Origin of the sequence: Thalassotalea sp. G2M2-11 (assembly GCF_017168195.1) — a bacterium.
Taxonomy (GTDB): Bacteria; Pseudomonadota; Gammaproteobacteria; order Enterobacterales; family Alteromonadaceae; genus Thalassotalea_E.
In genome coordinates this window covers 16,461-40,345 of the sequence record NZ_JADNYL010000005.1, presented here as the reverse complement: position 1 = coordinate 40,345, position 23,885 = coordinate 16,461, and the positions used below count along the sequence as shown (strand labels likewise).

18 protein-coding genes and 4 tRNA genes are annotated in these 23,885 nt (G+C 39.6%); 8 read left to right on the top strand and 14 right to left on the bottom strand.

The window, feature by feature from the left end:
• Positions 1-56: 56 nt before the first annotated feature.
• Both IV514_RS16175 and IV514_RS16170 read left to right on the top strand, forming a co-directional pair.
• Positions 57-725 carry a TetR family transcriptional regulator gene (locus IV514_RS16175; RefSeq protein WP_206486358.1) on the top strand — a complete coding sequence of 223 codons (669 nt, stop codon included), beginning with the start codon at positions 57-59 and terminating at the stop codon, positions 723-725.
• Positions 726-909: 184 nt separating this feature from the next.
• Positions 910-2,283 carry an aldehyde dehydrogenase family protein gene (locus IV514_RS16170; protein ID WP_206486357.1) on the top strand — a complete coding sequence of 458 codons (1,374 nt, stop codon included), beginning with the start codon at positions 910-912 and terminating at the stop codon, positions 2,281-2,283.
• A gap of 71 nt (positions 2,284-2,354) precedes the next feature.
• Here the strand turns inward: IV514_RS16170 and IV514_RS16165 are convergent, their stop codons facing one another.
• The 3 genes from IV514_RS16165 to IV514_RS16155 form a co-directional block, all read right to left on the bottom strand.
• Positions 2,355-4,175, bottom strand: coding sequence for an acyl-CoA dehydrogenase C-terminal domain-containing protein (locus IV514_RS16165; protein WP_206486356.1), 1,821 nt, complete (start codon positions 4,173-4,175; stop codon positions 2,355-2,357).
• A 115-nt stretch (positions 4,176-4,290) separates the two neighbouring features.
• Positions 4,291-6,021, bottom strand: a complete 1,731-nt coding sequence (locus IV514_RS16160; protein WP_206486355.1) for a thiamine pyrophosphate-binding protein — start codon at positions 6,019-6,021, stop codon at positions 4,291-4,293.
• Between the two features lie 21 nt (positions 6,022-6,042).
• Positions 6,043-7,671, bottom strand: coding sequence for an FAD-dependent oxidoreductase (locus IV514_RS16155; RefSeq protein ID WP_206486354.1), 1,629 nt, complete (start codon positions 7,669-7,671; stop codon positions 6,043-6,045).
• Between the two features lie 105 nt (positions 7,672-7,776).
• On the opposite strand from IV514_RS16155, the gene IV514_RS16150 reads away from it, so the two are divergent.
• Positions 7,777-8,733: a helix-turn-helix transcriptional regulator gene (locus IV514_RS16150; protein WP_206486353.1), complete on the top strand. Its 957-nt coding sequence runs from the start codon at positions 7,777-7,779 to the stop codon at positions 8,731-8,733.
• A gap of 79 nt (positions 8,734-8,812) precedes the next feature.
• Here the strand turns inward: IV514_RS16150 and IV514_RS16145 are convergent.
• The 8 genes from IV514_RS16145 to IV514_RS16110 form a co-directional block, all read right to left on the bottom strand.
• A tRNA-Asp gene (locus tag IV514_RS16145) sits at positions 8,813-8,889 on the bottom strand.
• A gap of 48 nt (positions 8,890-8,937) precedes the next feature.
• Positions 8,938-9,014: transfer RNA gene (locus IV514_RS16140), tRNA-Asp, on the bottom strand.
• A 34-nt stretch (positions 9,015-9,048) separates the two neighbouring features.
• Positions 9,049-9,125 (bottom strand) — tRNA-Asp (locus IV514_RS16135).
• A gap of 25 nt (positions 9,126-9,150) precedes the next feature.
• Positions 9,151-9,227: transfer RNA gene (locus IV514_RS16130), tRNA-Asp, on the bottom strand.
• A 398-nt stretch (positions 9,228-9,625) separates the two neighbouring features.
• Positions 9,626-10,936: a TIGR03503 family protein gene (locus IV514_RS16125; RefSeq protein WP_206486352.1), complete on the bottom strand. Its 1,311-nt coding sequence runs from the start codon at positions 10,934-10,936 to the stop codon at positions 9,626-9,628.
• On the bottom strand, positions 10,924-11,673 hold the full coding sequence (gene dnaQ / locus IV514_RS16120) for a DNA polymerase III subunit epsilon (protein WP_346776939.1): 750 nt from the start codon (positions 11,671-11,673) through the stop codon (positions 10,924-10,926). The genes IV514_RS16125 and dnaQ overlap by 13 nt, the downstream gene beginning before the upstream one ends.
• 20 nt (positions 11,674-11,693) lie before the next feature.
• A complete protein-coding gene (locus IV514_RS16115) occupies positions 11,694-12,182 on the bottom strand; it encodes a DUF2919 family protein (protein WP_206486351.1) in 489 nt (162 codons plus the stop codon).
• 12 nt (positions 12,183-12,194) lie between these two features.
• Positions 12,195-12,911 (bottom strand): DUF599 domain-containing protein, encoded by a 717-nt coding sequence (locus IV514_RS16110; protein WP_206486350.1) that lies wholly within the window; start codon positions 12,909-12,911, stop codon positions 12,195-12,197.
• Between the two features lie 233 nt (positions 12,912-13,144).
• Between IV514_RS16110 and IV514_RS16105 the strand changes: the two genes are divergently transcribed.
• Together IV514_RS16105 and IV514_RS16100 are read left to right on the top strand one after the other, a co-directional pair.
• A complete protein-coding gene (locus IV514_RS16105) occupies positions 13,145-15,526 on the top strand; it encodes a carbohydrate binding family 9 domain-containing protein (protein ID WP_206486349.1) in 2,382 nt (793 codons plus the stop codon).
• Between the two features lie 172 nt (positions 15,527-15,698).
• Positions 15,699-18,080 carry a carbohydrate binding family 9 domain-containing protein gene (locus tag IV514_RS16100; RefSeq protein WP_206486348.1) on the top strand — a complete coding sequence of 794 codons (2,382 nt, stop codon included), beginning with the start codon at positions 15,699-15,701 and terminating at the stop codon, positions 18,078-18,080.
• Positions 18,081-18,186: 106 nt separating this feature from the next.
• On the opposite strand, the gene IV514_RS16095 is transcribed toward IV514_RS16100, so the two are convergent.
• Positions 18,187-19,038: an RDD family protein gene (locus IV514_RS16095; protein WP_346776938.1), complete on the bottom strand. Its 852-nt coding sequence runs from the start codon at positions 19,036-19,038 to the stop codon at positions 18,187-18,189.
• 225 nt (positions 19,039-19,263) lie between these two features.
• Between IV514_RS16095 and cysK the strand changes: the two genes are divergently transcribed.
• Positions 19,264-20,232, top strand: coding sequence for a cysteine synthase A (cysK, locus tag IV514_RS16090; protein ID WP_206486347.1), 969 nt, complete (start codon positions 19,264-19,266; stop codon positions 20,230-20,232).
• A 113-nt stretch (positions 20,233-20,345) separates the two neighbouring features.
• Complete coding sequence (locus tag IV514_RS16085; protein WP_206486346.1) at positions 20,346-20,780, top strand: hypothetical protein; 435 nt, start codon at positions 20,346-20,348, stop codon at positions 20,778-20,780.
• Between the two features lie 64 nt (positions 20,781-20,844).
• On the opposite strand, the gene ggt is transcribed toward IV514_RS16085, so the two are convergent.
• Together ggt and IV514_RS16075 are read right to left on the bottom strand one after the other, a co-directional pair.
• Positions 20,845-22,605, bottom strand: coding sequence for a gamma-glutamyltransferase (ggt, locus tag IV514_RS16080; RefSeq protein ID WP_206486345.1), 1,761 nt, complete (start codon positions 22,603-22,605; stop codon positions 20,845-20,847).
• 12 nt (positions 22,606-22,617) lie between these two features.
• Complete coding sequence (locus tag IV514_RS16075; protein WP_206486344.1) at positions 22,618-23,211, bottom strand: tRNA-uridine aminocarboxypropyltransferase; 594 nt, start codon at positions 23,209-23,211, stop codon at positions 22,618-22,620.
• 23 nt (positions 23,212-23,234) lie between these two features.
• On the opposite strand from IV514_RS16075, the gene rrtA reads away from it, so the two are divergent.
• Positions 23,235-23,867 carry a rhombosortase gene (gene rrtA / locus IV514_RS16070; RefSeq protein WP_206486343.1) on the top strand — a complete coding sequence of 211 codons (633 nt, stop codon included), beginning with the start codon at positions 23,235-23,237 and terminating at the stop codon, positions 23,865-23,867.
• The last annotated feature ends 18 nt before the right edge of the window (positions 23,868-23,885 follow it).

Genomic DNA, 23,885 nt, shown 5'->3' with positions numbered 1-23,885 from the left:
TGTAAAGAATTTAAAATTGCGTTAATTTATTGTTAATATTTAACAAGGTTTCTATTATGTCAGTAGTATCAACATACCGTCCCGTTAAACGCCGCTCTAAAGGAGAGCAGACACGCAATCAAATTTTACAAGCAGCGATTGAAGTACTCGCTTCTCAAGGAATAAAAAAAACCACTCACAGAGCTATTGCGGATCATGCTCAATTACAATTATCGTTAACGACATATTACTTTAAAGATATACAAGAGTTAGTGAATCAAGCCTTTACTTTGAATGCTTCTAAGACAATTTCTAAGGCAAATACCGCATGGTTACCCGCATTTGAATTAGTTGAGTCATATAAGAAATCAGAACTTAGAAAAAGTGCCATTCGTACTGAAGTTGCTGATAAATTGATCGATATGGCAACAAAGTACATCGTCGACAACATTAAACACAATGCAACTGAGTTAGCGGTAAAGCAATTATTATTCTCAGAAAGTCAAAATACACCACAGTTACGTGAATTATCAACCAGTCACCAAAGTACACTGTTAGAGCCTTGCATAAAATTATGCCGGTACTTTAATAAGGAGACCGCGACTATCGATGCCGATATCATGTTAACGATTTTCACGCAGCTGGAATTTCGCAACATTTTGTTACCTGAAGACGAGCTAGATAGTAAAGCCATTCATGCCAGCGTCCAGCGTCTCATTTACTGGATCTTACAAGTCAAATACTAAACCAAGTAATATGCCTATTAATCCCACTTTGTTAATAGGCTAGGTATCCCCCTCTAGTGAACCTTATGACAATAACTGATCCATCATACTCAGCCCAAGCACGCTAATAACAAAATTTTTTTGTACATCAATACTGTTTGAGGTAAATTATCTCATCCGACCATTGAACGCGCAGAGGAAGTTTGTGAATTTCGAACAACAGGTAGAATGCCATAAAGATTATTTTAATCGTCATATTACTCACGATATTAATTGGCGCAAATCGCAACTTAAGCAAATAAAAAAATTAGTTGAAGAAAATGAACAAGCTTGGCTTGATGCGCTCCATCAAGATCTAGGTAAACCCGCTGTTGAAGCTTGGATCACCGAAGTTTCTTATTTATCTGGTGATGTAGACCATGTACTTAAGCGCCTAAATAAATGGGTGAAGAAGCGTAAAGTAGCGACTCCAGTCGTCGCTCAACCAGGCCGTTCCTATATTCTGCCAGAACCATTAGGTACAGTACTGATTATTGGCGCATGGAATTATCCATTACAGTTAGTTTTAGCACCATTGGTCGCGGTCGTATCTGCTGGAAACTGTGCCATCATTAAGCCTTCAGAGTTAGCGCCAGCGACATCTGCACTATTAGCTAAGTTAGTTCCCCAATATTTAGATCCTCAAGCTATTTCAGTTGTTGAAGGCGGTGTTGAAGAAACTACCGCATTATTAACTCAACCCTTTGACCATATTATGTATACAGGCAACGGACAAGTTGCTCGCATTGTGATGACAGCCGCAGCTAAACACTTGACCCCTGTGACACTTGAGTTGGGGGGAAAAAGTCCTGTGTATATAGATCAATCGGCAGATCTCAACATTACAGCACAACGATTAGCTTGGGGTAAATGGATGAATGCGGGTCAAACATGTATTGCGCCTGATTATGTATTAATTGACAAGCAGCTTATTCCTGCACTGGTGACTGCGTTAAAACAGCAACTGAAAAATATGTTTGGTGAAGATGCGAGTAAAAGCGAATCTTACGGTAGGATCATCAACGAACGACATGCAACACGGATTGCATCATATCTAGATACTGGTGAAATCGCCCATGGTGGCACGGTTGATATCGACGCAAAATATATTGAACCAACCATCATTACTAATCCAGCTATTGATAGTCCGTTAATGACAGATGAAATTTTTGGCGCTATCTTGCCAATTTTGCCGATCGAAAATTTCGAGCAAGCGAAAAGCTTTATCAAGCAACGAGAAAAGCCACTATCAGCTTATATTTTTACCAAAGATAAAACGCAATTAACGCAATGGCAGCAAGAGATCAGTGCCGGAAATCAGTGTATTAATGATGTTATCATGTTCAATGCCGTTCCCGATTTACCCTTTGGTGGTGTCGGCCCTAGTGGCATGGGGCAATATAGTGGCAAAGCGGGCTTTGATAATTTTAGTCACTTAAAGTCCGTTTTAACACGCCCATTTTTAAAAGACTTACCGGTAAGGTTTGCGCCTTATACAAAATTAAAGTTTAAATTTTTACGGTTGATTCGACACCTTTAATTAAGCATCAATTATCAGAACAAAAAAGGCATTCAATTGAATGCCTTTTCTTTGCGAACTACCCGGCTAAATTACAAGAATGATAATAACTCTTCATCTAGCTGCATCAAGGATTTAGGATCAGCCATCATAGTGGCGGCATGTCCTTTAATTCTTGGTAGGATACGCTCAAAGTAAAATTCAGCCGTTTTAATTTTAGCGCGGTAAAAATCACGATTTTCTACTTCACCAGCAAGTTTCTCATAGGCTGCTTGCGCCATTTGTGCCCAAAAATAGCCCATGGTGATATAACCGGAATACATCAGATAATCCACTGATGCGGAACCAACCATATCGCGATCTTTTTTCGCTTTTAGCATCAAACGAAGCGTGTATTGTTGCCAATTTGCCACGGCTTTACTTAGCGGCCAAATAAACTTATTCATTTGGCGCTTATGAGGGTTACTTGAAAGCATACTCTTGTCTTTACAGAAACCTAAAATTTCCATGGTAAAGCTTTTTAATGATTTACCACGGCTTAATAGAATTTTTCGTCCTAGTAAATCTAGCGCTTGAATGCCAGTAGTTCCTTCATAGAGCGTCGAGATACGAGTATCACGTACAATCTGCTCCATCCCCCATTCTTTAATAAAACCATGACCACCAAAAACTTGTACCCCTAAATTAGCACTTTCTGAACCAACTTCCGTTAAAAACGCTTTTAAAATAGGGGTAATAAAACCTAAACGATAATCGGCACGTTTACGTTCTTTTTCATCTTTAGACGTTTCAATAACATCAACAAGCTTAGATGCATAATAAATCATCGCACGTCCACCTTCAGTAAAGGCTTTTTGCGTCAATAACATTTTTCTGACATCAGGGTGGACAATGATTGGATCAGCGACTTTATCAGGTTGTTTAACACCTGAGAGTGAACGCATGGATAAACGCTCTTTTGCATAAGTTAGCGCATTTTGATACGACAATTCTGACGCACAAACACCTTGCAATGCAGTACCTACACGTGCAGTGTTCATAAAGGTGAACATACATTCTAAGCCTTTATTTTCAGGGCCGATTAAAACCCCTTTCGCATTATCAAAGTTTAATACCGCAGTGACAGAAGCTTTAATGCCCATTTTATCTTCTATAGAGCCACAGTTCACATTGTTTGGCCCAAGGATATTACCTTCACTATCCACGTCCATTTTAGGAACGATAAATAATGAGATCCCTTTTGTGCCAGCGGGAGCATCTGGTAAGCGAGCCAATACAATATGAACGATATTATCTGTCATATCGTGCTCACCAGCCGAAATAAATATTTTAGTGCCTGAAATCGCATAAGTGCCATCACCATTAGGCACAGCTTTAGTTTTTACTTGTCCTAAATCGGTACCACATTGTGGTTCAGTTAAACACATGGTGCCGGTCCAAGTACCTTCAGTCAGCTTAGTTAAATATAACTGCTTTTGCTCTTCTGTACCGTGTACATCAATGGTGTTCATTGCACCATGACTTAAACCTGGATACATCGCCCAAGACCAGTTAGCCGTACCCATCATTTCAGATTTGATCATACCTAACGAAGAAGGTAAACCTTGTCCACCATACTCCAAGCCATGAGATAACGACGGCCAGCCACCTTCAACATATTGTTGATAAGCTTCTTTAAAACCTTTTGGTGTTTTTACTTCACCATCATTAAAGGTACAACCTTCTTTATCACCACTTTGGTTAAGCGGTAATAATTCATTCTCACTAAACTTGGCGCATTCTTGCATAATTGCATCCACCAAGTCTGGGGTTGCTTCTTCAAATTCAGGATATTTTTCATAGTGTTGGTAATAACCTAACACGTCTTCTAGTAAAAATTTAATATCAGCAATCGGCGCTTTGTACGTCAGCATAGCTACACTCCATAATGGTACGACCTGTTATAATATAGCCATACTATGGCAGAATTGCGATAAAATCAACTGGTCTAACCACTTATTTTATTAAACAGTTTACCCGTAAGAAAATTTATATGCGACGCCATAAGGCACGAGAAATCATTCGTACCTTCGTCGGTAGCTTCATCCGAGAGAGGTTTGTTGCGATAATACCTTTGGTAAAACGTGTTTTTTTCGAGTAATCAATATTAACATCAATCACCACTGGCTGATCTTGCTTGGCAATTGCCAGTGCTTGGTTAATCCTCTCAGCAATTTGCTCATTGTTTTCTAACGACAAATATTGGCAGCCACTTGCTTGCACAATAGCTTTGAATTGAGTATTAGGTAAAACAGTACAAGTTTTTTTATTATAAGGTGTTGATTGTGCTTGTGATATTTGAGCGAGCTCTCCATCGTTAAAAATAACAAAAATACCGCCTAATTTTCTTTGCGCAGCTGTAAAGAGCTCAGTTTGACTCATTAAGAACGCCCCATCCCCAATGATACCAATAACTTGATGGGTTGGATTCGCCAATTTAGCACCAATCACCGCCGGTATTGCATAGCCCATACAATTAAAGTCTGTAGGACTGAAAAAATGTCGTGCTTGAAAACATGGCATTAACTCAGCCGTTAAAAAGGTGTGATTTCCATCATCGGCAATGACAAATGCATCTTGATCGATCTGTTGACGTAATTGCTGAAAAAAAAGTGCCGGATTGACTCTTTCACCACTGTCATGGGCTAACCATTCATCCAAGTAAGTTTGCTTATCCTGCTTAATAGCTGACTTTATCACATCACCGGCTTTAGCTTGGCACAATTGTTTTGATAACTCTGTAGCTAAGGCTTCAAGCGCCAACGTTGCATCAGCTTCGATGGTGACTTTTGCACGATAATTAGCATTAAAGACTTGTTTATTAATATCAATGTGGACTAAATTTTCAGGCACAGTAACACCAAAACTACCGGTGGCAATCTCCGCAAAACGCGTTCCAACCGCCAGTAAACAATCACATGACTTAAATGCATTGGTTGCAGCGGGTACTGCCGCCGGACCAAAGCCCATGCCAGTATGTAAAGGATGATCGGCAGGAAAAGCGCTTAAACCTTGTAATGTTGTTGAGACAGGCGCGTTCAACTGCTCAGCTATCAAAATGCTGCTTTCTGAAGCTTGCACCGCCCCCCAACCAAGAAATATGCCAGGGTTATTTGCTTGCGCGAGGAGTTTGGCCGCATGAGAAATCGCCCGCTTAGCTTCGTTAGTTAACTCAGGTTTTGTCGATTGGTATAAGGGTAAATCATCAACCTTGCCTTTATCCAACTGTAAATTGACAGGAATTTCAACAAATACTGGGCCAGGCTCTCCTTCATTTGCCACACGATAGGCATCATAGATAGTCCCCACCACCTCGCTGTGCTTATGTACTTTGTAAGTTTTCTTAGTAATCGGCTCAAGCATTTTATGCTGATCCATATCATGAAGCTGGTAATCAAATTGAGAGTCATTTCTGACACCTCCACATATTACTAGCATAGGAATACCATCTAAGTATGCCTCACCAATACCACTCGCTGCGTGTGTCGCGCCAGCAGCTGGTACTATCACTAAAGTACCTATACTGTCACTGCTGCGACTTACCGCGTCTGCCATAAAGGCACCGTAGCCTTCATGGGTGACTAAAATAGGCTCAATCAGTGATGATTTAGCTAATTCATCGTAAATTTCTGTGTTATGTACGCCAGGAATGCCAAAAGTAAAGCGCACATTAAGTTGTTCAAGTGCATAGCGTACTAACCAAGCAGCTGTTTTATTCATAATTGATATCCCATTTTAGTTTTATTTATTGTTTTCTTTTTTAATCATGGCATCAGCGGCATTTCGCGCGGTTAAAATACAACCGGATAAAAACGTGCCCTCTAAGGATTTTTCACCATTAGAACCACCGCCACCAAAGCCTGCTGCTTCACCAATACAATACAATCTTGGAATGACATTTCCTTGTTGATCAAGCACCTGACTATCAAGGTTTGTTTGTATACCACCTAAACTTTTACGCGCAATTAGCTGTAAACGAATAGCAATTAACTTATTGGATTGAGGATTTGCCAAAATAGCAGCTGGCTTACAGGTTCTCAATTTATCGGGCCGCCATTGCCTTGCGTGATGAATACGACGCAACTGATCATCATTTTCCAATGCTAACTCTTTGGTAAACTGTTGATCATATTGTTGAATAGCTTGTGACAATTGCGCTGAATCAACATAATCTTTATCCGTTAATTGATTCATCTTAGCCGCCAAAGCTTCTACTGAATCTGCGCAAAGCACCTGATCACTTTCATCGATTAATTGATTAACTAAGCGCTGATTGCCAAACACTAATTCTTGTAAGAATTGTAATAGTTTTCTATCTCGAATCGACGGATTGTGCGCAGAGCCTGACACTGCCAGTTCTTTTTTTGCAATATTCCAATTCAATATTTGCCATGTCCAAGGTTTCTCTAATTTGGCAACTTTTTGACACAAAAAATGGGTATCAAAACCAGTCACTAAGGGCTCTGGACCGATCCGTTTCCCTTGATGATCCAACCACAAAGCAGATTTACACGGGATCAAACTTAAACCATGATCATCAAATTCTGCTTGCGGATGAGGAATGCCTGCAGCGTAATTCCACATTTTTTCAATATGAGTCAATTTAACACCTTGGCTAGCTAGCTGCTGATGCAACTGGCCATCTGAAATAGGATTTGCTCCATTTAGCATTGCAGCATTAGGGTTATTAAATTGGCTTAACCAATTACTCTTTGCATTTTTAAGTGAACCGTTGATACCACCACAAGCGATCACTATGTTTGTTGCAATGATGTCGATAACAGCATCATTGACTTCATTGAGCACTTTTAAACTATGAGCCTCCTGTGATAACACGGGTTCAATCGCCTTGTGTTGATACAAAATATTGAGTTGGCCATTGTCAATAAATGGGGTTAACTGCTCAATAATGGTTTCAATAAGATGCCAACCTGTTCCCCAAATCACATGATACCTAGGAAGTGAATTACCCGGCGTATATAAGCCCCGTTCGACCCAATTAACCGCAGGTAAAAACTTTATGCCTAACTGCTTTAGCCACAAATACACCTTTTGATAATTATGTTCTGCATATTCCTTAGCCCATGCTTTAGGCCAATAATCATTTGCAGAGAATTGCGCAAAGCTCAGCCAATCTTGATATAACCTTTGGCTATTATCAGCAATTTTCATCCGTTGTTGTTCATTTGTTTGACATAACGCCATGCCACCAAATGCCCAACGAGCTAGTCCTCCAAGCCTTTCAGGTGTATCACGATCAACAATAATCACCTGTTGTTGCTGTTTTAATAGCTCTAACGCACAGACTAAACCTGCGATCCCACCACCGGCAATCACAGTATCACAATCGTAATTTGGCACTTGTTTCATGCTCTCTCCACGAATTATTGCTGTTAACTATCATCATTTTGTAGTAGTTATCTTTGGTTGAATATAGTAAAAATGACCCAATAGCTCACAATTAAACGTAGTTCTATGATTAACTTATCGGCTGAACACCTGATCAGCCAACTGTATAAAGAAGGGCCCAATGTTTCGCTTAAAGAATTCCCTACCTGGGCATTAGAGCAATTACGACAAGTGATCCCTTTTGATGGTGCTATTTGGGGAACCGGTCACATTTCGAGCCAAAACTTTCACACACAAACATCCGTTGATGTGTCTGATGAAATCTTTTGTCAGTTAATTAAGCACCTCGATATAAACCCTATCTTTGATAAATTAACCCAAAATAAAGGGCAAGCTATCGATATGAGTAGTGTGGTAAAAGATAGTGAGTTTTACCGCTCAGCATTATATTTAAAATGCTTTAAACCTTTTGGTATTGAGCGAATTTTAAGCTCAATTCATCTTGACGAGCGCAGTGGTATATTTACTTTATTGACCTTATATCGTTTTAATCGTGAACACTGCTTTACCGAGCAAGAACAATCACTACAAAATCGTTTGCTCTATCATTTACTCAGTAGTGCATCGCATCGACAATTTAATGAAATCACCCAAAAGACTATCCCGTATAGCCAGGAAAACCGTTGTGCCCTCTGTGATGAGAAAGGCATTTATCATAGTGTCACGCAAAAGTTTCTTGATATTTTAGACGCTAATTTTACTCCGACACCGACACAGCGCTTTCCGCTGGATTTTCGAACATTTGAAGGCAATTTTAGCCATAAGAATTTGCAATTTGAGGTGGTACCCTGTGGTGAGCTATATAAAATTTCGGTGCGAGCTAGGAATCAATTAGATGAGCTCACTGACAGAGAGCGACAAGTTGCAACATTGGTTTGTCAAAGCAAGACATTTAAGGAAGTTGCCAAATCGCTTGAACTTTCCCCATCAACAGTATCGAACCATGTCTACCGCATTTATTTAAAACTGGGGATCAATACCCGTAGTGAACTTAATGCATTGATTAAACATTACCGTGAATAGCAAAATACCAGTGATTTTGCATTTATATCAGGTGTAAAACAGATAAAGGGTTTGAGAAATTTTAAGAAAGAGAAAAATGTGGCGGAGTGGACGGGACTCGAACCCGCGACCCCCGGCGTGACAGGCCGGTATTCTAACCAACTGAACTACCACTCCGCTGTATTTTTCTTATGAGTGAAACACTCGAGCAATCAAATGAAATAGTGGCGGAGTGGACGGGACTCGAACCCGCGACCCCCGGCGTGACAGGCCGGTATTCTAACCAACTGAACTACCACTCCGCAATATTTCATACAGCAACTTGTTTGTATCTAGTGGCGGAGTGGACGGGACTCGAACCCGCGACCCCCGGCGTGACAGGCCGGTATTCTAACCAACTGAACTACCACTCCGCAGAGATACAATGCAATAATTATTTGGCGGAGTGGACGGGACTCGAACCCGCGACCCCCGGCGTGACAGGCCGGTATTCTAACCAACTGAACTACCACTCCGCTGTATAATTACTGCTTTCAACAACAAGTCGTTGAATGCGGCGGGAATAATACGGTTAACAATCGAATGCGTCAACCACTTTTTTACGATAATTAACTATATGAGCATTTGGTGAGCAATAAGTAGAAAAACACAGCAAAAATTCACCCTTTTTTATAAAGTATCGTCTTTGTGATGTAATGCAGCGACATAAAAAAGTAGCTAATAGTAATAAAAGATAGCGCTTAAAAAGTTTCACTATATGTTCAGGCCTTTTTTACATGAAGCTAACTAAAGAGCCTGTACTTTTCTAATATTGTATCAATTCACTCTATTAATGCCGCTTAAAGCTAATATCACCAGCCCGTTATAGAAATGCTTAAAGCTAAATATTATGGCTAGATGAAATTATCATGCCCTAATTTTTGCGACGTAAATAGATAAACATACCAATACCAAAAAGAACAATGATGCCATTAGCAATAGCTATCATGATCAGTGTTTGTTGTTGCTCCGCTTGTGCGATAGCTTCTTGTTCCGCTTTCGCTTGTGCTAACTGCATTTCAAATTTTGCTTTTTCTTGGGCAATTTCTTCTGCCCTTTTTTTAGCTGCTAGCATGGCTTCACTTTCTTTAGTTTCCTGATTTTCACCGTCCAACGTTGGAACTAATGGCCCATCTACTCGCTCAACATTAAAAGTAAAATCAGGTACCACTAAACGAAACTCTCTACCATTTTTCGTTTTTCCAAATGCATTTAAACGAATACGATGAATGCCACCTTCGGTATAGCGGATCATTTTAATACGTTGCTTCCCCTTACCCTCCATAATTGCAAAAGGCTCACTTTGTCTGTCGGGGAAGGTCACTTTGCCTTGGAAGATCAAACTATCCGCATCAACATAACTATCATCAATGTTAATTAACAATCGATGCTCACTTTCACCATCTTTTGAGGTCTCAATCACTAAACTCACAGGGTTAGAGTGAACAATAACAGGCTTTTGTCTTAACTCACGCGTAGCCATAGGCATTTTAACGCGATAGATAGGTATCCATTCTCCTGGTGCAAAATCTAAGGTAAACTCAGCGGTGAATAGACTATCGCGTGCGTACTCATCTAGGTCATAGCCATCATCGCGAAACGCACCTATATCGATAGGTTCTGCGCCAAAATTATCATAGCTAGAATTATTGGTGCTATAAAAATCAATATCGAGTTCTATCACGTCATTAAACAAGGGATCGTCGATAACTTTTTCGCTATTGTATATTTGCGCCTCAACTTTTAATGTCTCTCCAGACAATAAAATTTCCGCAAGCGGTTCTACCTCTAATCTTACATCTGTTACCAACATAATTTTACTATTCGGTAAAATGTCGCCTACCGCTTGCCAAGGACCCGGCATTGGCCGCTTAATTTGTATCATGTCAAACGTTTGATCATCAAACCACTTAACCTTATCCTTAGGTACCGTATTGATCTTAAGCTTACTACCATCAGGACGCACTAAAATAACGGGTTGGGAACCTCTGTTGCGATAAAACACCAAAGTGACTTCTTCTAATTGAGCATCAATGTGAAAACGATTATCAAAAAAAGGAATTTGATTCGTGATGTCATCCTGATCGTAATATTTAACTTTTGGGGTTTCACTATAGGCGTATGACTCGTTTGAAAAAGCAAAAACGCTTATCAATAATAACGATAACAACCTCAACTTTGCCATATTGGCTCGCCCCCTTCTTCAGCAATAATTGCCAATCTTTTTTTATGTGCTAGTTCTTCATCGGCAGTTGCATGTATAACCTTTAATTTTTGTCGTGAATCAGGTAAGCGCCTAATGGCATTAGCGTCTTGTCCTTCTTGATGTCCCTCTCCTACAGTCAAATTTAGCGCCGCTTGTTTTCGGGTCATTTCAATGTAGACAAAAGCTAACAGTTGCGCATCAATCAAAGCCCCGTGATAGGTACGATCGACTAATTTATCTACCTTATAAAATCGAGCTAAATAATCGAGTGTTTTGGGCGAACCAAACTCATCTTTTGATACCTTTAAGGTATCGGTTATGGTGCAAATATCCTCGGTTTTTGGTAAGCCGCGTCTTGCCAACATAAACTCATGATCCATAAAGCCAACATCGAATTTCGCATTATGGATAACCAATTCAGCGCCTTTGATAAAATCAATAAACTCTTGAGCTACTTCCTCAAACTTAGGCTTATCACTGAGAAATTCATCCGTTAATCCATGAACATCAATGACCTCTTGCTCCATCACCATCTGCTGACCATGTTGCATCGGCTTAATATAAACATGATAAGATCGGCCGGTTAGCTGTCGGTTAACCATTTCAACACAGCCAATTTCAACAATGCGGTGCCCTTCTTTGGGGTTAATACCTGTAGTCTCAGTATCAAGTATGATTAATCTTTCTTCTTGTTGTATACCTTGCGCTTCACTCACAATTAATGACCTTTTCTGTTTTACTTTTCAGGCAGTTTTGTTGGAAATTCTTCAATATTGACGGTTACTCGTTGGCTTGTTAATAAAAATAAAACAAAGCCGCACATGATCACTAAGTTTGTAATCAACCAAGATGACGAGACATGATGCCAATAAATATAGCCAAATATATTGACAATAAAATCAAATAATAACGCCGATAATAAAAGAGGACGTAATTGCCGCCAACTCATTTTCACCCATGGTCTCGCATCAGGTCGTCGTAAACTCAATAGTAACACGACAAATAAACCAACAGCACCAGATAATAAACTTAAATAAAATAATGTCGGATCAGGATAAACCCATTGAATAACACCCACCCTGTCTTTCATATTTGTCACCGACATGATCCATACCAAATAGCCACGCAAGACAAATGCCAATAAAAGATAAATTCCTTTAGATATTTTAACACAATCAAAATGATCAAAATCACTCGGTGTATAATTAGCGTATCGATGACTCATAAAAAAACAATATTAATGGTGTGTTTGGCGCTCAACCGATAATAATTCTTGGCCAACGGTAATTGCTTTCACTGACTTAGACTTAAACTCTCTAATAAATAAGGTATATACCACGATCATACTGGCAATTATCAATAAGGCGGGATGAAAGAACCAACATATTGCCGCCATGGAAAAGTAATAAGAACGTAAGCCGTAGTTATATGAATGCGCCGCTTGATCCTGCACAATCGCCATTTGTTTAGCATATTTTTTTAAGTTGTCATTTTTATTGGGATCACCGATCGGCGCAGCACCTACCATGACATTGACAAAACCGTATTGACGCATAGACCAAGTAAACTGGAAAAATGCCAATACAAAAATACAGGCAAGTACGCCTAATTTAAATTGTACTACACCATGATATGGCGTTTCGGTAAAAGGTATCGAAGCAATCACCGCTTCAAGTTTTTCAACTTGAGCGAATAAGGTTAAAACCCCCGCCAACACTAATAAGGTTGATGATGCAAAAAATGCAATATTTCGCTCTAAGTTTGCTAGCAATGCTGCTTCACCCACTTTAATATCTCGGGTAACCACCTCATACATCCAATGAATTCGATGTTGGTGTAAACACCTTGCAATACAATTAGTGGTTTTGGCTTTTCGGCGGGCAAATTCGGTATAGCCCATCCAACACGCAATAAAACAAGCAAGCGCGACAATATTAAGTAAGGGAAATTCCATAAAAACACACCCAACACCTTCATTGATAAGGTGAAATATAATACGACAATTCCACGGCTAATGCTGCAATTAATGTTAACTTTTTCTGTCACTATGATAACAAATATATAACAAAATCATTGTGATATACCATTAATCCTATGAATAGCGCCGCTTATCGATATTTGATTGACACTAATTAACCCTTTTCTACAATGACGCACATTTTTCTTATAGCGCTAATTGGAGCATTCATGTTTGCAGTAAAAACACGCTTCCTTTTTACTCACAGTATTTTTTTTATTATTGCTTTCTTAGCATCATCACTCTCTTTCGCTCAACAAGCTGCCGAACAGACAAATATTATGATTCCCCGCATGAGTGGTGATATCACCATAGATGCAAAACTTGATGAACCCCAATGGCAAAACGCTCAAAAAGTATTAGTGAATAATGTCACTCGACCACACGATAATATTCCTAGCCCTGTCAATACTGAAGCACTATTAATGGAAGATGGCGAAACCTTTTATCTTGCCTTTATCGCACATGATCCAAACCCCGAGCAAATACGCGCATTTTTACGAGATCGAGATAAGTCGTGGGGCGACGATGTCGTTGGCATAAAAATAGATACCTATAATGATCAACGCACCGCTTATCGTTTTCTAGTCAACCCGCTTGGCTCTCAAATTGATGGTATTGAAAGTGAAATCACTAAAAAAGAAAGTGATTCATGGGACGGCATATGGGACAGTGCCGGTGAGATTAACGATGAGGGTTATGTGGTCGAATTAGCGTTACCCTTGCGTATGCTCAACTTTACTGAAAAAAAAGGGCTTCAGGATTGGGGCATTGAATTACTTAGATTATATCCACGCGATGAACGACTAAGACTCTCAAATGTTTACCTTGATCGCGCCAATAATTGTGAACTTTGCCAACTCCATACCGCAGAAGGCTTTAGCGGCGCTAAACAAGGTGATAATTTAACAATAACACCGTCAGTGGTTACCGGCAAAAATGAAGAAAAAGACAGTGATAATAGCGATTGGCATTCATCAAACAATACCGAAGCCAGCCTAGATTTGCGATGGGGTATCACACCTGATTTATTGCTTAACGCTACGATCAACCCTGACTTTTCAACCGTTGAAACCGATAATGCCCAACTAAATATCAACAATAACTTTGCCTTATACTTTCAAGAAAAACGTCCTTTCTTTTTAGATAACGCGGATTACTTCGATTCAAATTATAATCTGGTTTATACCCGCAATATTAATGCTCCCAATTATGGTGCAAAGCTAACGGGCCGTCAGAATAATCATTCCTTCGGGTTGTTTGTGACCGATGACAGCAGTACAAGTGTGTTGATCCCAGGTAACCGCGCTTCAGCAATCGCTGAAATTGATGGTGAATCAAAAGCAACGGCATTTCGTTATCGCTATAATTACAATGACGATATCACCTTAGGCTGGATTTCAACTCTACGCAGCGCCGATGGCTATCATAATGGTGTTCATGGTATTGATGCACGCTTTCGCCTCAATCAATACGATGTATTTAAATTTCAGTCATTATACTCAAATACCCAATACCCAGATGACATGTTTCAGCAATTTTGCGGCGCTGATGATATTGAAAACTGCCAAAACCCTAGTGAAATTGAATGCCAGTATGCTGATTGTCAATACAATGAGCCTTTATTAAGAACGATAGGAAGCGATAGCTTTAGTGGTAATGCATTCAAAGTGGGTTATTATCACAATGATAGTAAGTGGTTCTATCGAGCGACCTACGACCGACAAAATGCAGGCTTTCGTGGTGATCTAGGATTTATCTCTCGCGTAGACCAGAATAAATTTTCTATCGGAGGAGATAGAAAGTGGTACGCCAAGCCAGGCCAGTGGTGGAGTCAATTTAAAATTTACTCTGATTGGGACATTTTCCATAACGATAACAATGAATTAATAGAAAAAGAATTCGATATAAATGCCCAACTGAACGCCCTTTATGGTACTTATCTACGTTTAGGCTATTCTCACCGAAATAAAGTGGGTAGCAGACACGATAAATCTTCTCTGGCCATTGATGGCAACACCACGTTATTTACAGAAAAGCAATGGCACCTTTCTCTAAACAGCAAACCTCTGTTAGGAGTCAATCTTAACGCCCGCATTAACACTGGCGATGCTATTGATTATAGTAGCAACCGTTTAGGGGAGAGTAATTCTTTACGCCTTGGAGCAAATTGGAACATTAATAAGCATTTAGAGTTCAGGGTTAAACAAATTTTTAGACAATTAAATGCCGATGGTGCCAATGTCTTTAACGCCCGATTATCTGATATCAGAGCAACCTATCAATTTAATATCAATAGCTTCCTACGTTTAACTATGGTGTACAACAACACCAACAGAAACCCTTATAATTATTTATATACGGCACCTGAAGATATTACTGTTCACAGCAAGAACCTCTCTTCTGAATTGCTTTACGCATATAAAATCAATCCTCAAACTGTCTTCTACTTAGGTTACTCTGATAATCAGGATGCTGAGCGTAATTTTAGTGATTTAGAGCGTAATCAACGTAGTGTTTTTATGAAGTTTAGCTATGCCTGGATAAAATAAATTCTTCTTCGTTATAATGAACAGCAAGACATAAAGCCGCGATATTTCGCGGTTTTTTTATGCTAAAAGCAGTAGAATAAATTGTAATCAGTTATAAAATTTGTAAAAATTCACGCCCAAAGGATGTACTGCAGCTTTGCAGAGAATAATAATAACCTATTTGGAGCCCCCTATGCAGTTAAAACGCTGTTACTGCTACCAGCTATTATCTTCGTTATTGACACTGCTCTCCCTGTTTTTTACAAGCATCTCACATGCAGGAAGTGCCTCATCAGTTGCTCAATTACAGATGCCACACAGTAAATTATCAGCCACCATAGACGGGGAGCTTGATGATGAAATTTGGCTGCACGCTAAATCATTTTCACTACAGACAGTTAACTACCCGTGGAATAATGAACCAAGTCCAGTGAAAACCACCGCCAAAATTATCGAAAACGGTGAATACATTTATATCAGTTTTTTGGCTCACGATCCTAACCCAGAACAGATACAAGCATTCTTAGGCGATCGCGATAGTCGCTGGGCAGACGATATCGTTGGCATTAAGCTAGATACTTATAACAATCGTCGGTTAAATTATGAACTTTTTGTCAATCCGTTTGGTGTGCAAATGGACAGCATCAAAAATGTGATGAAAGGGACAACCAATGACTCTTGGGACGGCATTTGGGATTCATTTGGTAAAATTACTAAGCAAGGTTATCAGGTGGAAATGGCACTGCCTTATCGTATGCTTAATTTTAAAGATAACAATAAAGATAAAATCTGGGCTTTGGAACTGATCCGCCTATACCCTCGTGATACGCGATTACGTATCTCACATATCGCCCTAGATAGAGATAATGATTGTTGGTTATGTCAAATTCCTGAATTTAAAGGCTTTAAGCAAGCCAAAACAGGCAAAAATATTACAGTGACTCCCGCGATAGTCGCCAATAAAAATGACACCAGAGATATATATTTACCACAAGATGATTGGCACAGCGATAAAGAAGTTGAAGCTGGCGTTGATCTTCGCTGGGGCATTAACGCTAATACGCTACTCAATGTCACGCTTAATCCTGATTTTTCCACCGTGGAAAGTGATGCGGGTCAATTAAGTGTCAACAAAACCTATTCGTTATTTTACCAAGAAAAACGACCTTTTTTCCTTGATAATGCCGACTATTTCTCAAGTAATTATGATCTGGTATATACCCGAAATATTGCCGATCCAGACTATGGCGCGAAGTTAACTGGCACTCAAAATGCGCATAATTATGCTTTTTTCATTACTAACGATACCGAAACAAACTTTATTGTTCCAGGCAATACAGGCTCAGAAATTGCCTCGCTCAATACCGAAAGTCATTCCGCAGCATTGAAATACCGTTATGATTTTAATGATGACTTTTCCATTGGCGCCATCAGCACCTTACGACAAGCCGATGATTACCATAATTATGTTTTTGGTTTAGATTCAAAGTATCGGATCGATGAGTCAAATACCCTTACCGGGCAAGTATTGAATTCATCAACTCAATACCCTAATACGCTTTACCAGGACTTTTGCTACGGCGATGAATTAACCTCATGCGATCAAAGCCAAAGCAAAGACTGTTTATTTGGTAATTGCCCCTATAGTGAACAAGTGCATAGAACACGTGAGCAAGATGAATTTTCAGGTAATGCCCTAAAAGCCAGTTACCTACATAGCTCTGAGTTTTGGAACTTTACTGCTGAGCATCAAAGTATTAATCAAGGCTTTCGCGCTGATTTAGGCTTTATGCCGCGAGCAGATTTTCGCTCAAACCGCCTATTAGTTGATCGCCTTTTTTATGGTGAGCGGGATTCTTTATGGCAAGAAATGAAAATATCAGGGCAATGGCAAATCAAACATAATCAACAAGGTGAATTACTCGAGAAATCATTAACATCAAGCTTTGGTATCGATGGCCCAATGCAATCATATTTTGAAGCCTCTACGACTTTTGCCGACAAAGTGGGTTTAAGACATGATGAATCCTTGTTAGCAATCGATAACAACACTAGGTTATTCAATGAAAAAATATTGACTGTCTATGGTGGTATACAATTAACCCCAGGTATTTTCGCTGAAGCAGAAATTAGAACGGGTGATAAAATTGACTATCGCAATGATCGTTTAGGTGATTATGACGAACTTTATGCGAGCGTTTCATATAACATCACTCGGCATCTACAAGCCGATTTAAACTTTACTCATAGTCAGTTATCAGCAGACCATGCTTATGTTTATAAGGCTAATTTATCTGAGCTAAGAGTCTCCTATCAATTCGATGTGCACAGTTATTTAAAACTGAATTTAGTACACAGTGATGTGGATAGAAACCCCAACAACAATCCATACTCAGCAGTATCAAACACCAACAAAAGTTTATCAACACAGCTTATTTACGCGTATAAATTAAACCCTCAAACCGTATTTTATTTAGGTTACTCTGATAGCAGTTATCAAGATGATTACCTTAATGATTTAACCAGAGAGCAGCGCACCTTTTTTACTAAAATAAGCTATGCTTGGATGCCTTAACAAAAGGCAGAAAACTCAGGTTCCTTTTATAAAATAACAAATGTGCCTGTTGCAGCAAGTGCAGCAGGCATAGACATTATCATTAGCCTGCTTGACAAGTGCAGCCTTACTGATGCACTTGCTTAGTTAAATCGGTAACAACAGTTGCTGAAATTTTATCATGAATAGCTTGTCGATTTGGATCCCAGTAAATTTGCAAAAACCCTAATAAACCTGTTGCTAATCCAGCGCCGTAACCGCCATAACGCCCAAAACTATCCCAAACGGATAACGGCGTACCATCAAGCTGCACTACCCTAATTTTCATTAACTTTTTGCCCGGCGTCTGACCATTCCATACTGCAGTTAAGACACTAAAATAAAATGCCGCCCAGCCAAAACTTAAACCGAGATCGTCAATAATCCCCTTGAGCCACTGAACACCTTTATAATACGATGAGCTAGCCTGAGCATGCTCCTGTTCCTGCTTTTGCTTCTGCTCATCAAGTAAAGGTAAATGCTCAGTAATAACCTTAACTTGCTTCGAGTTGTCAATAATAAGTTCAGGTTTTCCACCGCTTGTATCAGCTATGGGAGTTGACAGTTCGAAATTAACCTCTGAGAGGAAATCCACCAAAATAACAAATAACATCACACCACCTAAGTAACGTAACATTCGCCTTCTAATGCCATACGGTTTACCAAGTTTTTCTAGTCGCTTTTTACTACCCAGGCGGAAAAATGTCAGCGCAACAACAAACGCAAGTAATTCACCAGGCGCTTCTGCCAGCAAAGCGATCAACATAAAATCAACGCTGATAGCAACGGCTCTTTTCCAAGGGACAGCTAGTGGTAAGCCAAACAATGATTTATCAATTTCAAATGCAAAAGGAGTAAGAATTTTTTTAGTTTCTTCTTTAGTCAGCCTATTTACATCGCCACGATCGGGCTCGGCCGTTATTTGCTTTTTCTCCAACACAAACTATCCTCAAAAGCTGATCTTCTTGTAATAAAATTCACCATACTTGCTAAAAGGTAGCATTAGTTTAGCTTCTTATTACTTTTTGTAATATAAGATATAACGAATCGGAACTTCTTTTTATAGAAATAAGAATTACTATTATCACTATATCGTGAGAATAATAATGATTAAACGTTAATTACTCGCGAATGTTAACTAATTTAATTATCAAAGGATTTGCACATGCCAAATATTTTTGAAGATAACTCGACCTCTATTGGTAAAACGCCATTGGTTAAACTAAATCGTGTCACTGGTGGTAATGTCTTTGCTAAAGTAGAAGCAAGAAACCCAAGCTTTAGCGTGAAATGTCGCATTGGTGCAAATATGATTTGGGATGCTGAAAAAAAAGGTGAACTTTCAGCGGGTAAAGAAATCATTGAACCAACCAGTGGTAACACAGGTATTGCCTTAGCATTTGTCGCCGCAGCACGTGGCTATGCAATCACGTTAACCATGCCAGCAACAATGAGCCTTGAACGCAGAAAACTTCTTGCTGCACTTGGTGCAAAGTTAGAATTAACCGATGGTGCGAAAGGTATGGGCGGTGCCATCGCAAAAGCACAAGAAATCAAAGATTCAGATCCTGATAAATATGTGTTACTCGGTCAATTTGATAACCCTGCAAACCCAGAAATTCATGAAAAAACCACTGGGCCTGAGATTTTACAAGACACTGATGGCAATATTGATATTTTTGTTGCTGGTGTCGGCACTGGCGGTACAATTACTGGTGTGAGTCGTTACTTGAAGCACACTGCAGGTAAAGATGTACTATCAGTAGCGGTAGAACCAACAGATTCGCCGGTTATTTCTCAAAAACTAGCTGGTCAAGAATTAACCCCTGGGCCTCATAAGATACAAGGCATAGGAGCTGGTTTCATTCCTGGTAACCTAGATCTCGACATTATCGATGCCGTTGAGCAAGTATCTAATGAAGAAGCGATGGAAATGGCACATCGTCTAATGAAAGAAGAAGGTATTCTTGCTGGTATTTCTTCCGGCGCAGCAGTTGTTGCAGCCAAACGTTTAGCCGAAAAACCTGAAAATGCCGAAAAGAATATTGTGGTCATTTTACCAAGTTCAGCTGAGCGTTATTTATCCAGTGCCTTATTTACTGATACCTTTTCTGACAAAGAACTTGTACAGTAATTAAACACAAAAGCTGGCTTTGATAGCCAAACGACAAAAGGCGCTTTATGCGCCTTTTTTATTCACTAAAATCATGTATTATGTCGATATCTTTGCCGTTACAGAATAATTTTATGAAAAGCATCCGTTACCTTATCCTTGCCCCTTTACTCATACTACTAACCGCTTGTGGTCAAGATGAAAATAAAATTAAAGACATTGATAACCCAGAAAAAGTCGCTGTAGCATTTTTTCACGCTTTATATAATGAAAAAGACTTAGAAAAGGCTGCTTCTGTTTGTAGCCCCAAACTGTCTAGGATCCTATTGCATTATAAGTCTCCCAATGCCGTAGCGAGACACATATTTAACATGCCGTACGACAATGTCGTCATTGAACCAGATTCAACTGGTGTCAAAGTTCGAGAACAATTTAAGAACAAAGCAGTGATCACCATCTATTTCGATGGATATTACAACGAAGAACGACTAAAAGATGTAAAACGCATATCCCTGATCCAGCTTGATGATCATTGGGTAATAAACAAAATATTAAAAGACCCGTTTTAGCTATCCCCCATAAAAATGGTATAACACCTATTTTTATGGGGTAAAGTGACGAGTGGATTGATACTTAGTTTCCCATCACTTTTCCTTCTCGTCTCGGATCGGCCCCACCAAGTAAACCGTCTTGGGTGATCTTAATGGCATGCAAACCACTATTCAGATCTCGAATTTTAACCTGATGACCTTTTGCTTCTAGTGCAGGTTTATATTGCTCAAGCAATGTGCCTTTTTCTAAGGTCGTCACTTTATTACGATTCGTGATCTTAGGAAGGTTTATTGCTTGTTGTGGTGTCAATTGCCAATCAAGCAAGGCGAATAAAGTCTGCGCAACATAGTTAATAATTCGGCTACCACCAGGTGATCCAAGTAAAATATCCAACTTACCGTCTTGAAATACCATCATAGGCGCCATGGAACTTCTCGGCCTTTTTAACGGTTCTAACCGGTTGGCAACCCATTTTCCATTAACCTGAGGAGCTAATGAAAAATCTGTCAGTTGATTATTCAAAATAAACCCTTCAACCATAACTGCTGAACCAAAGCCCATCTCAATACTTGAAGTCATAGACACGCCATTCCCTTGAGCATCAACGATAGAAAGATGACTGGTTGAGGGTAACTCCATTGCAGAATCATCAGCTAAGGCGACAGCACCTTTAGGATGACCAGCTAAAGCAGGCTGAACATCATGATTGACATCAATTAAGCTCGCCCTTTGCTTCAAATAGTTATCATCTAATAAGCCGGCAACTGGCACAGATACAAAATCATTGTCAGCCAAATAGCGGGCACGATCAGCAAAAGCTAAACGGGAACTTTGGGTAAAAAGGTGCAAGGTTTGGGCATCATCAAATTTGCGCTCAAACATCTTAAAAGGCGCTAATTGTTTTAATATTTGCAACACAGCAATACCACCTGAACTAGGAGGTCCCATGCCACAGACTTGATAATGACGATACGGGCCACAAACAGCAGGTCGCTCAACAGCAGCATAACTTGCCATATCGTTAAGCGATAATTTGCCAGGCGCCACTGGTGATGATTGTACTGCGTTGACAATTTTTTTTGCTATCCAGCCTTGATAAAAAGGTGCCGTACCTTGCTTAGCAATACTTTTCAGTACATTAGCTAGTTGAGGGTTTTTTAACGTATCGCCCGCTTTAACCGCCTGACCATTTGGGAAAAAGTAATCCCTAATCGCAGGAAGTTCTGTGATACCAGGATTAAACCTTAAACTCACTAATTTCGCTAAACGCGGTGATACAATAAAACCCTGTTCAGCCAGCTTGATCGCATCTTGAAATAGTGTCTCCCACGCAAGTTTGCCATATTTTTGGTGCGCCATTTTTAATGCAGACAGTACCCCAGGCACACCGACAGATCGACCACCAACAACCGCTTTTATCCAAGGAATAGTTTGACCATTTTCATCAAGAAACAGCCGAGAGTCTGCTTTTTTAGGAGCGGTTTCTCGACCATCAAAAGTGGTTAACTGATGCTCACTACGATTCCAATGAAGAATAAAAGCACCGCCTCCAATACCTGAAGATTGAGGTTCAACCAGCGTTAATACCATCTGCACAGCTATTGCTGCATCTACGGCACTACCTCCTTGCTGCAAAATATTATAACCCGCTTGGCTGGCATATGGATTAGCAGCAACGACCATAAACTCTTTCGTTTTAACACCTTGCTTTTGCTCAATTCCTGTTGCAGCTTCAGGTTCACGGATTTCTTGAATTTGTTTTACTGGCTGCGCTAACCCCTTTGGTTGCAATATAATCAACAGCAGAGTGATAACAATTTTTTGCCAAACAGGACCTAACATAAAACTCCTTGATTAATTTTGAGAATGATACGACAAATGTAATTGGTTAAATTTATCAAAATTTTCCAACAACTGCTGATATTTTGCAGGTGCTGACTCTAGTAAAGACAATGCATGACAACAAGCTTCTAATGTTGAAAGTGCCCCCTGCTTTTTGGTACTTCTAATTTGATATCGACTTTCAAACGTGTCAGCTAGCACAATATGCGGCAATTGCTGTAAAAAATGATTAACCATGAATAAACGGTATGCTTTTTTCCACGTACCATCAAGCAAGATCAAACAACGAACATCCAGCTCATCAACACTTGCCTGATAATTACCATCAATAAGCTTAGCCTGTGCTGACGGATACAGTAACGCAGTTTTACCATGATATTTGGTCAATAATTGCTGTAACTTAGGGTCTGATCCAAAAGTTTCCCCGACAAACACATGTGATAAACTCAATGATTGCGATAATAACGTAACCGTTCCTTTCGCTTGTTTCACTTCACTTGGGTGTTGTAACACCACCACTTCAATATCATTATTTACCCTTGTCATTAAATGGCAAATACAACTAACTTCGGGGCGATGACATGAGTTACAATACGGACGTGACATGGACTTTGATGACCTAAATAATAATGCTACAAATAAAATCATTACCAACAAAAAGCAGCGCCTACGCTGGTCCATTAATTTTACTGGTATTAGCCTTAGGCTGCCATGTTTTTAATGACCAATTCAGCCAACTTTTCATCTATCAACGAAACACTATCGAACAATTTCAATTATGGCGATTGCTCACTGGGCACCTATTTCACACCAACAATGTCCATTTATTACTTAATGGTGCAGCAATCATTTTACTGTGGAGCATTCACGGTCAATATTATTCGCTAACACAATATCTTACTTTACTGTTGTTTAGTGCTTTAATGATCAGCGGCGCTATTTTCATATTTGATCCCCAGATGGAAGAGTATGTCGGACTATCGGGGGTATTACATTCGCTTTTTATTTGGGGAGCACTGCAAGATATCAAAGCGAAAGAAAAAACCGGCTATTTATTACTCGCTGGGGTATTGCTAAAAGTCGCCCATGAGCAGTATTTTGGCGCCAGCAAAGAAGTAGCCGCTTTGATTAATGCAAATGTAGCCATAGATGCACATCTTTGGGGAGTGATTGCCGGTATCTGCTATTTCTTCGTCATAAGCAATCGAATTGATTCAGTAGCTCCCAGCCAACAAGGTGACAATAAAAAAGCCAAAGAGTAAATTGGCTTTTTATCACTC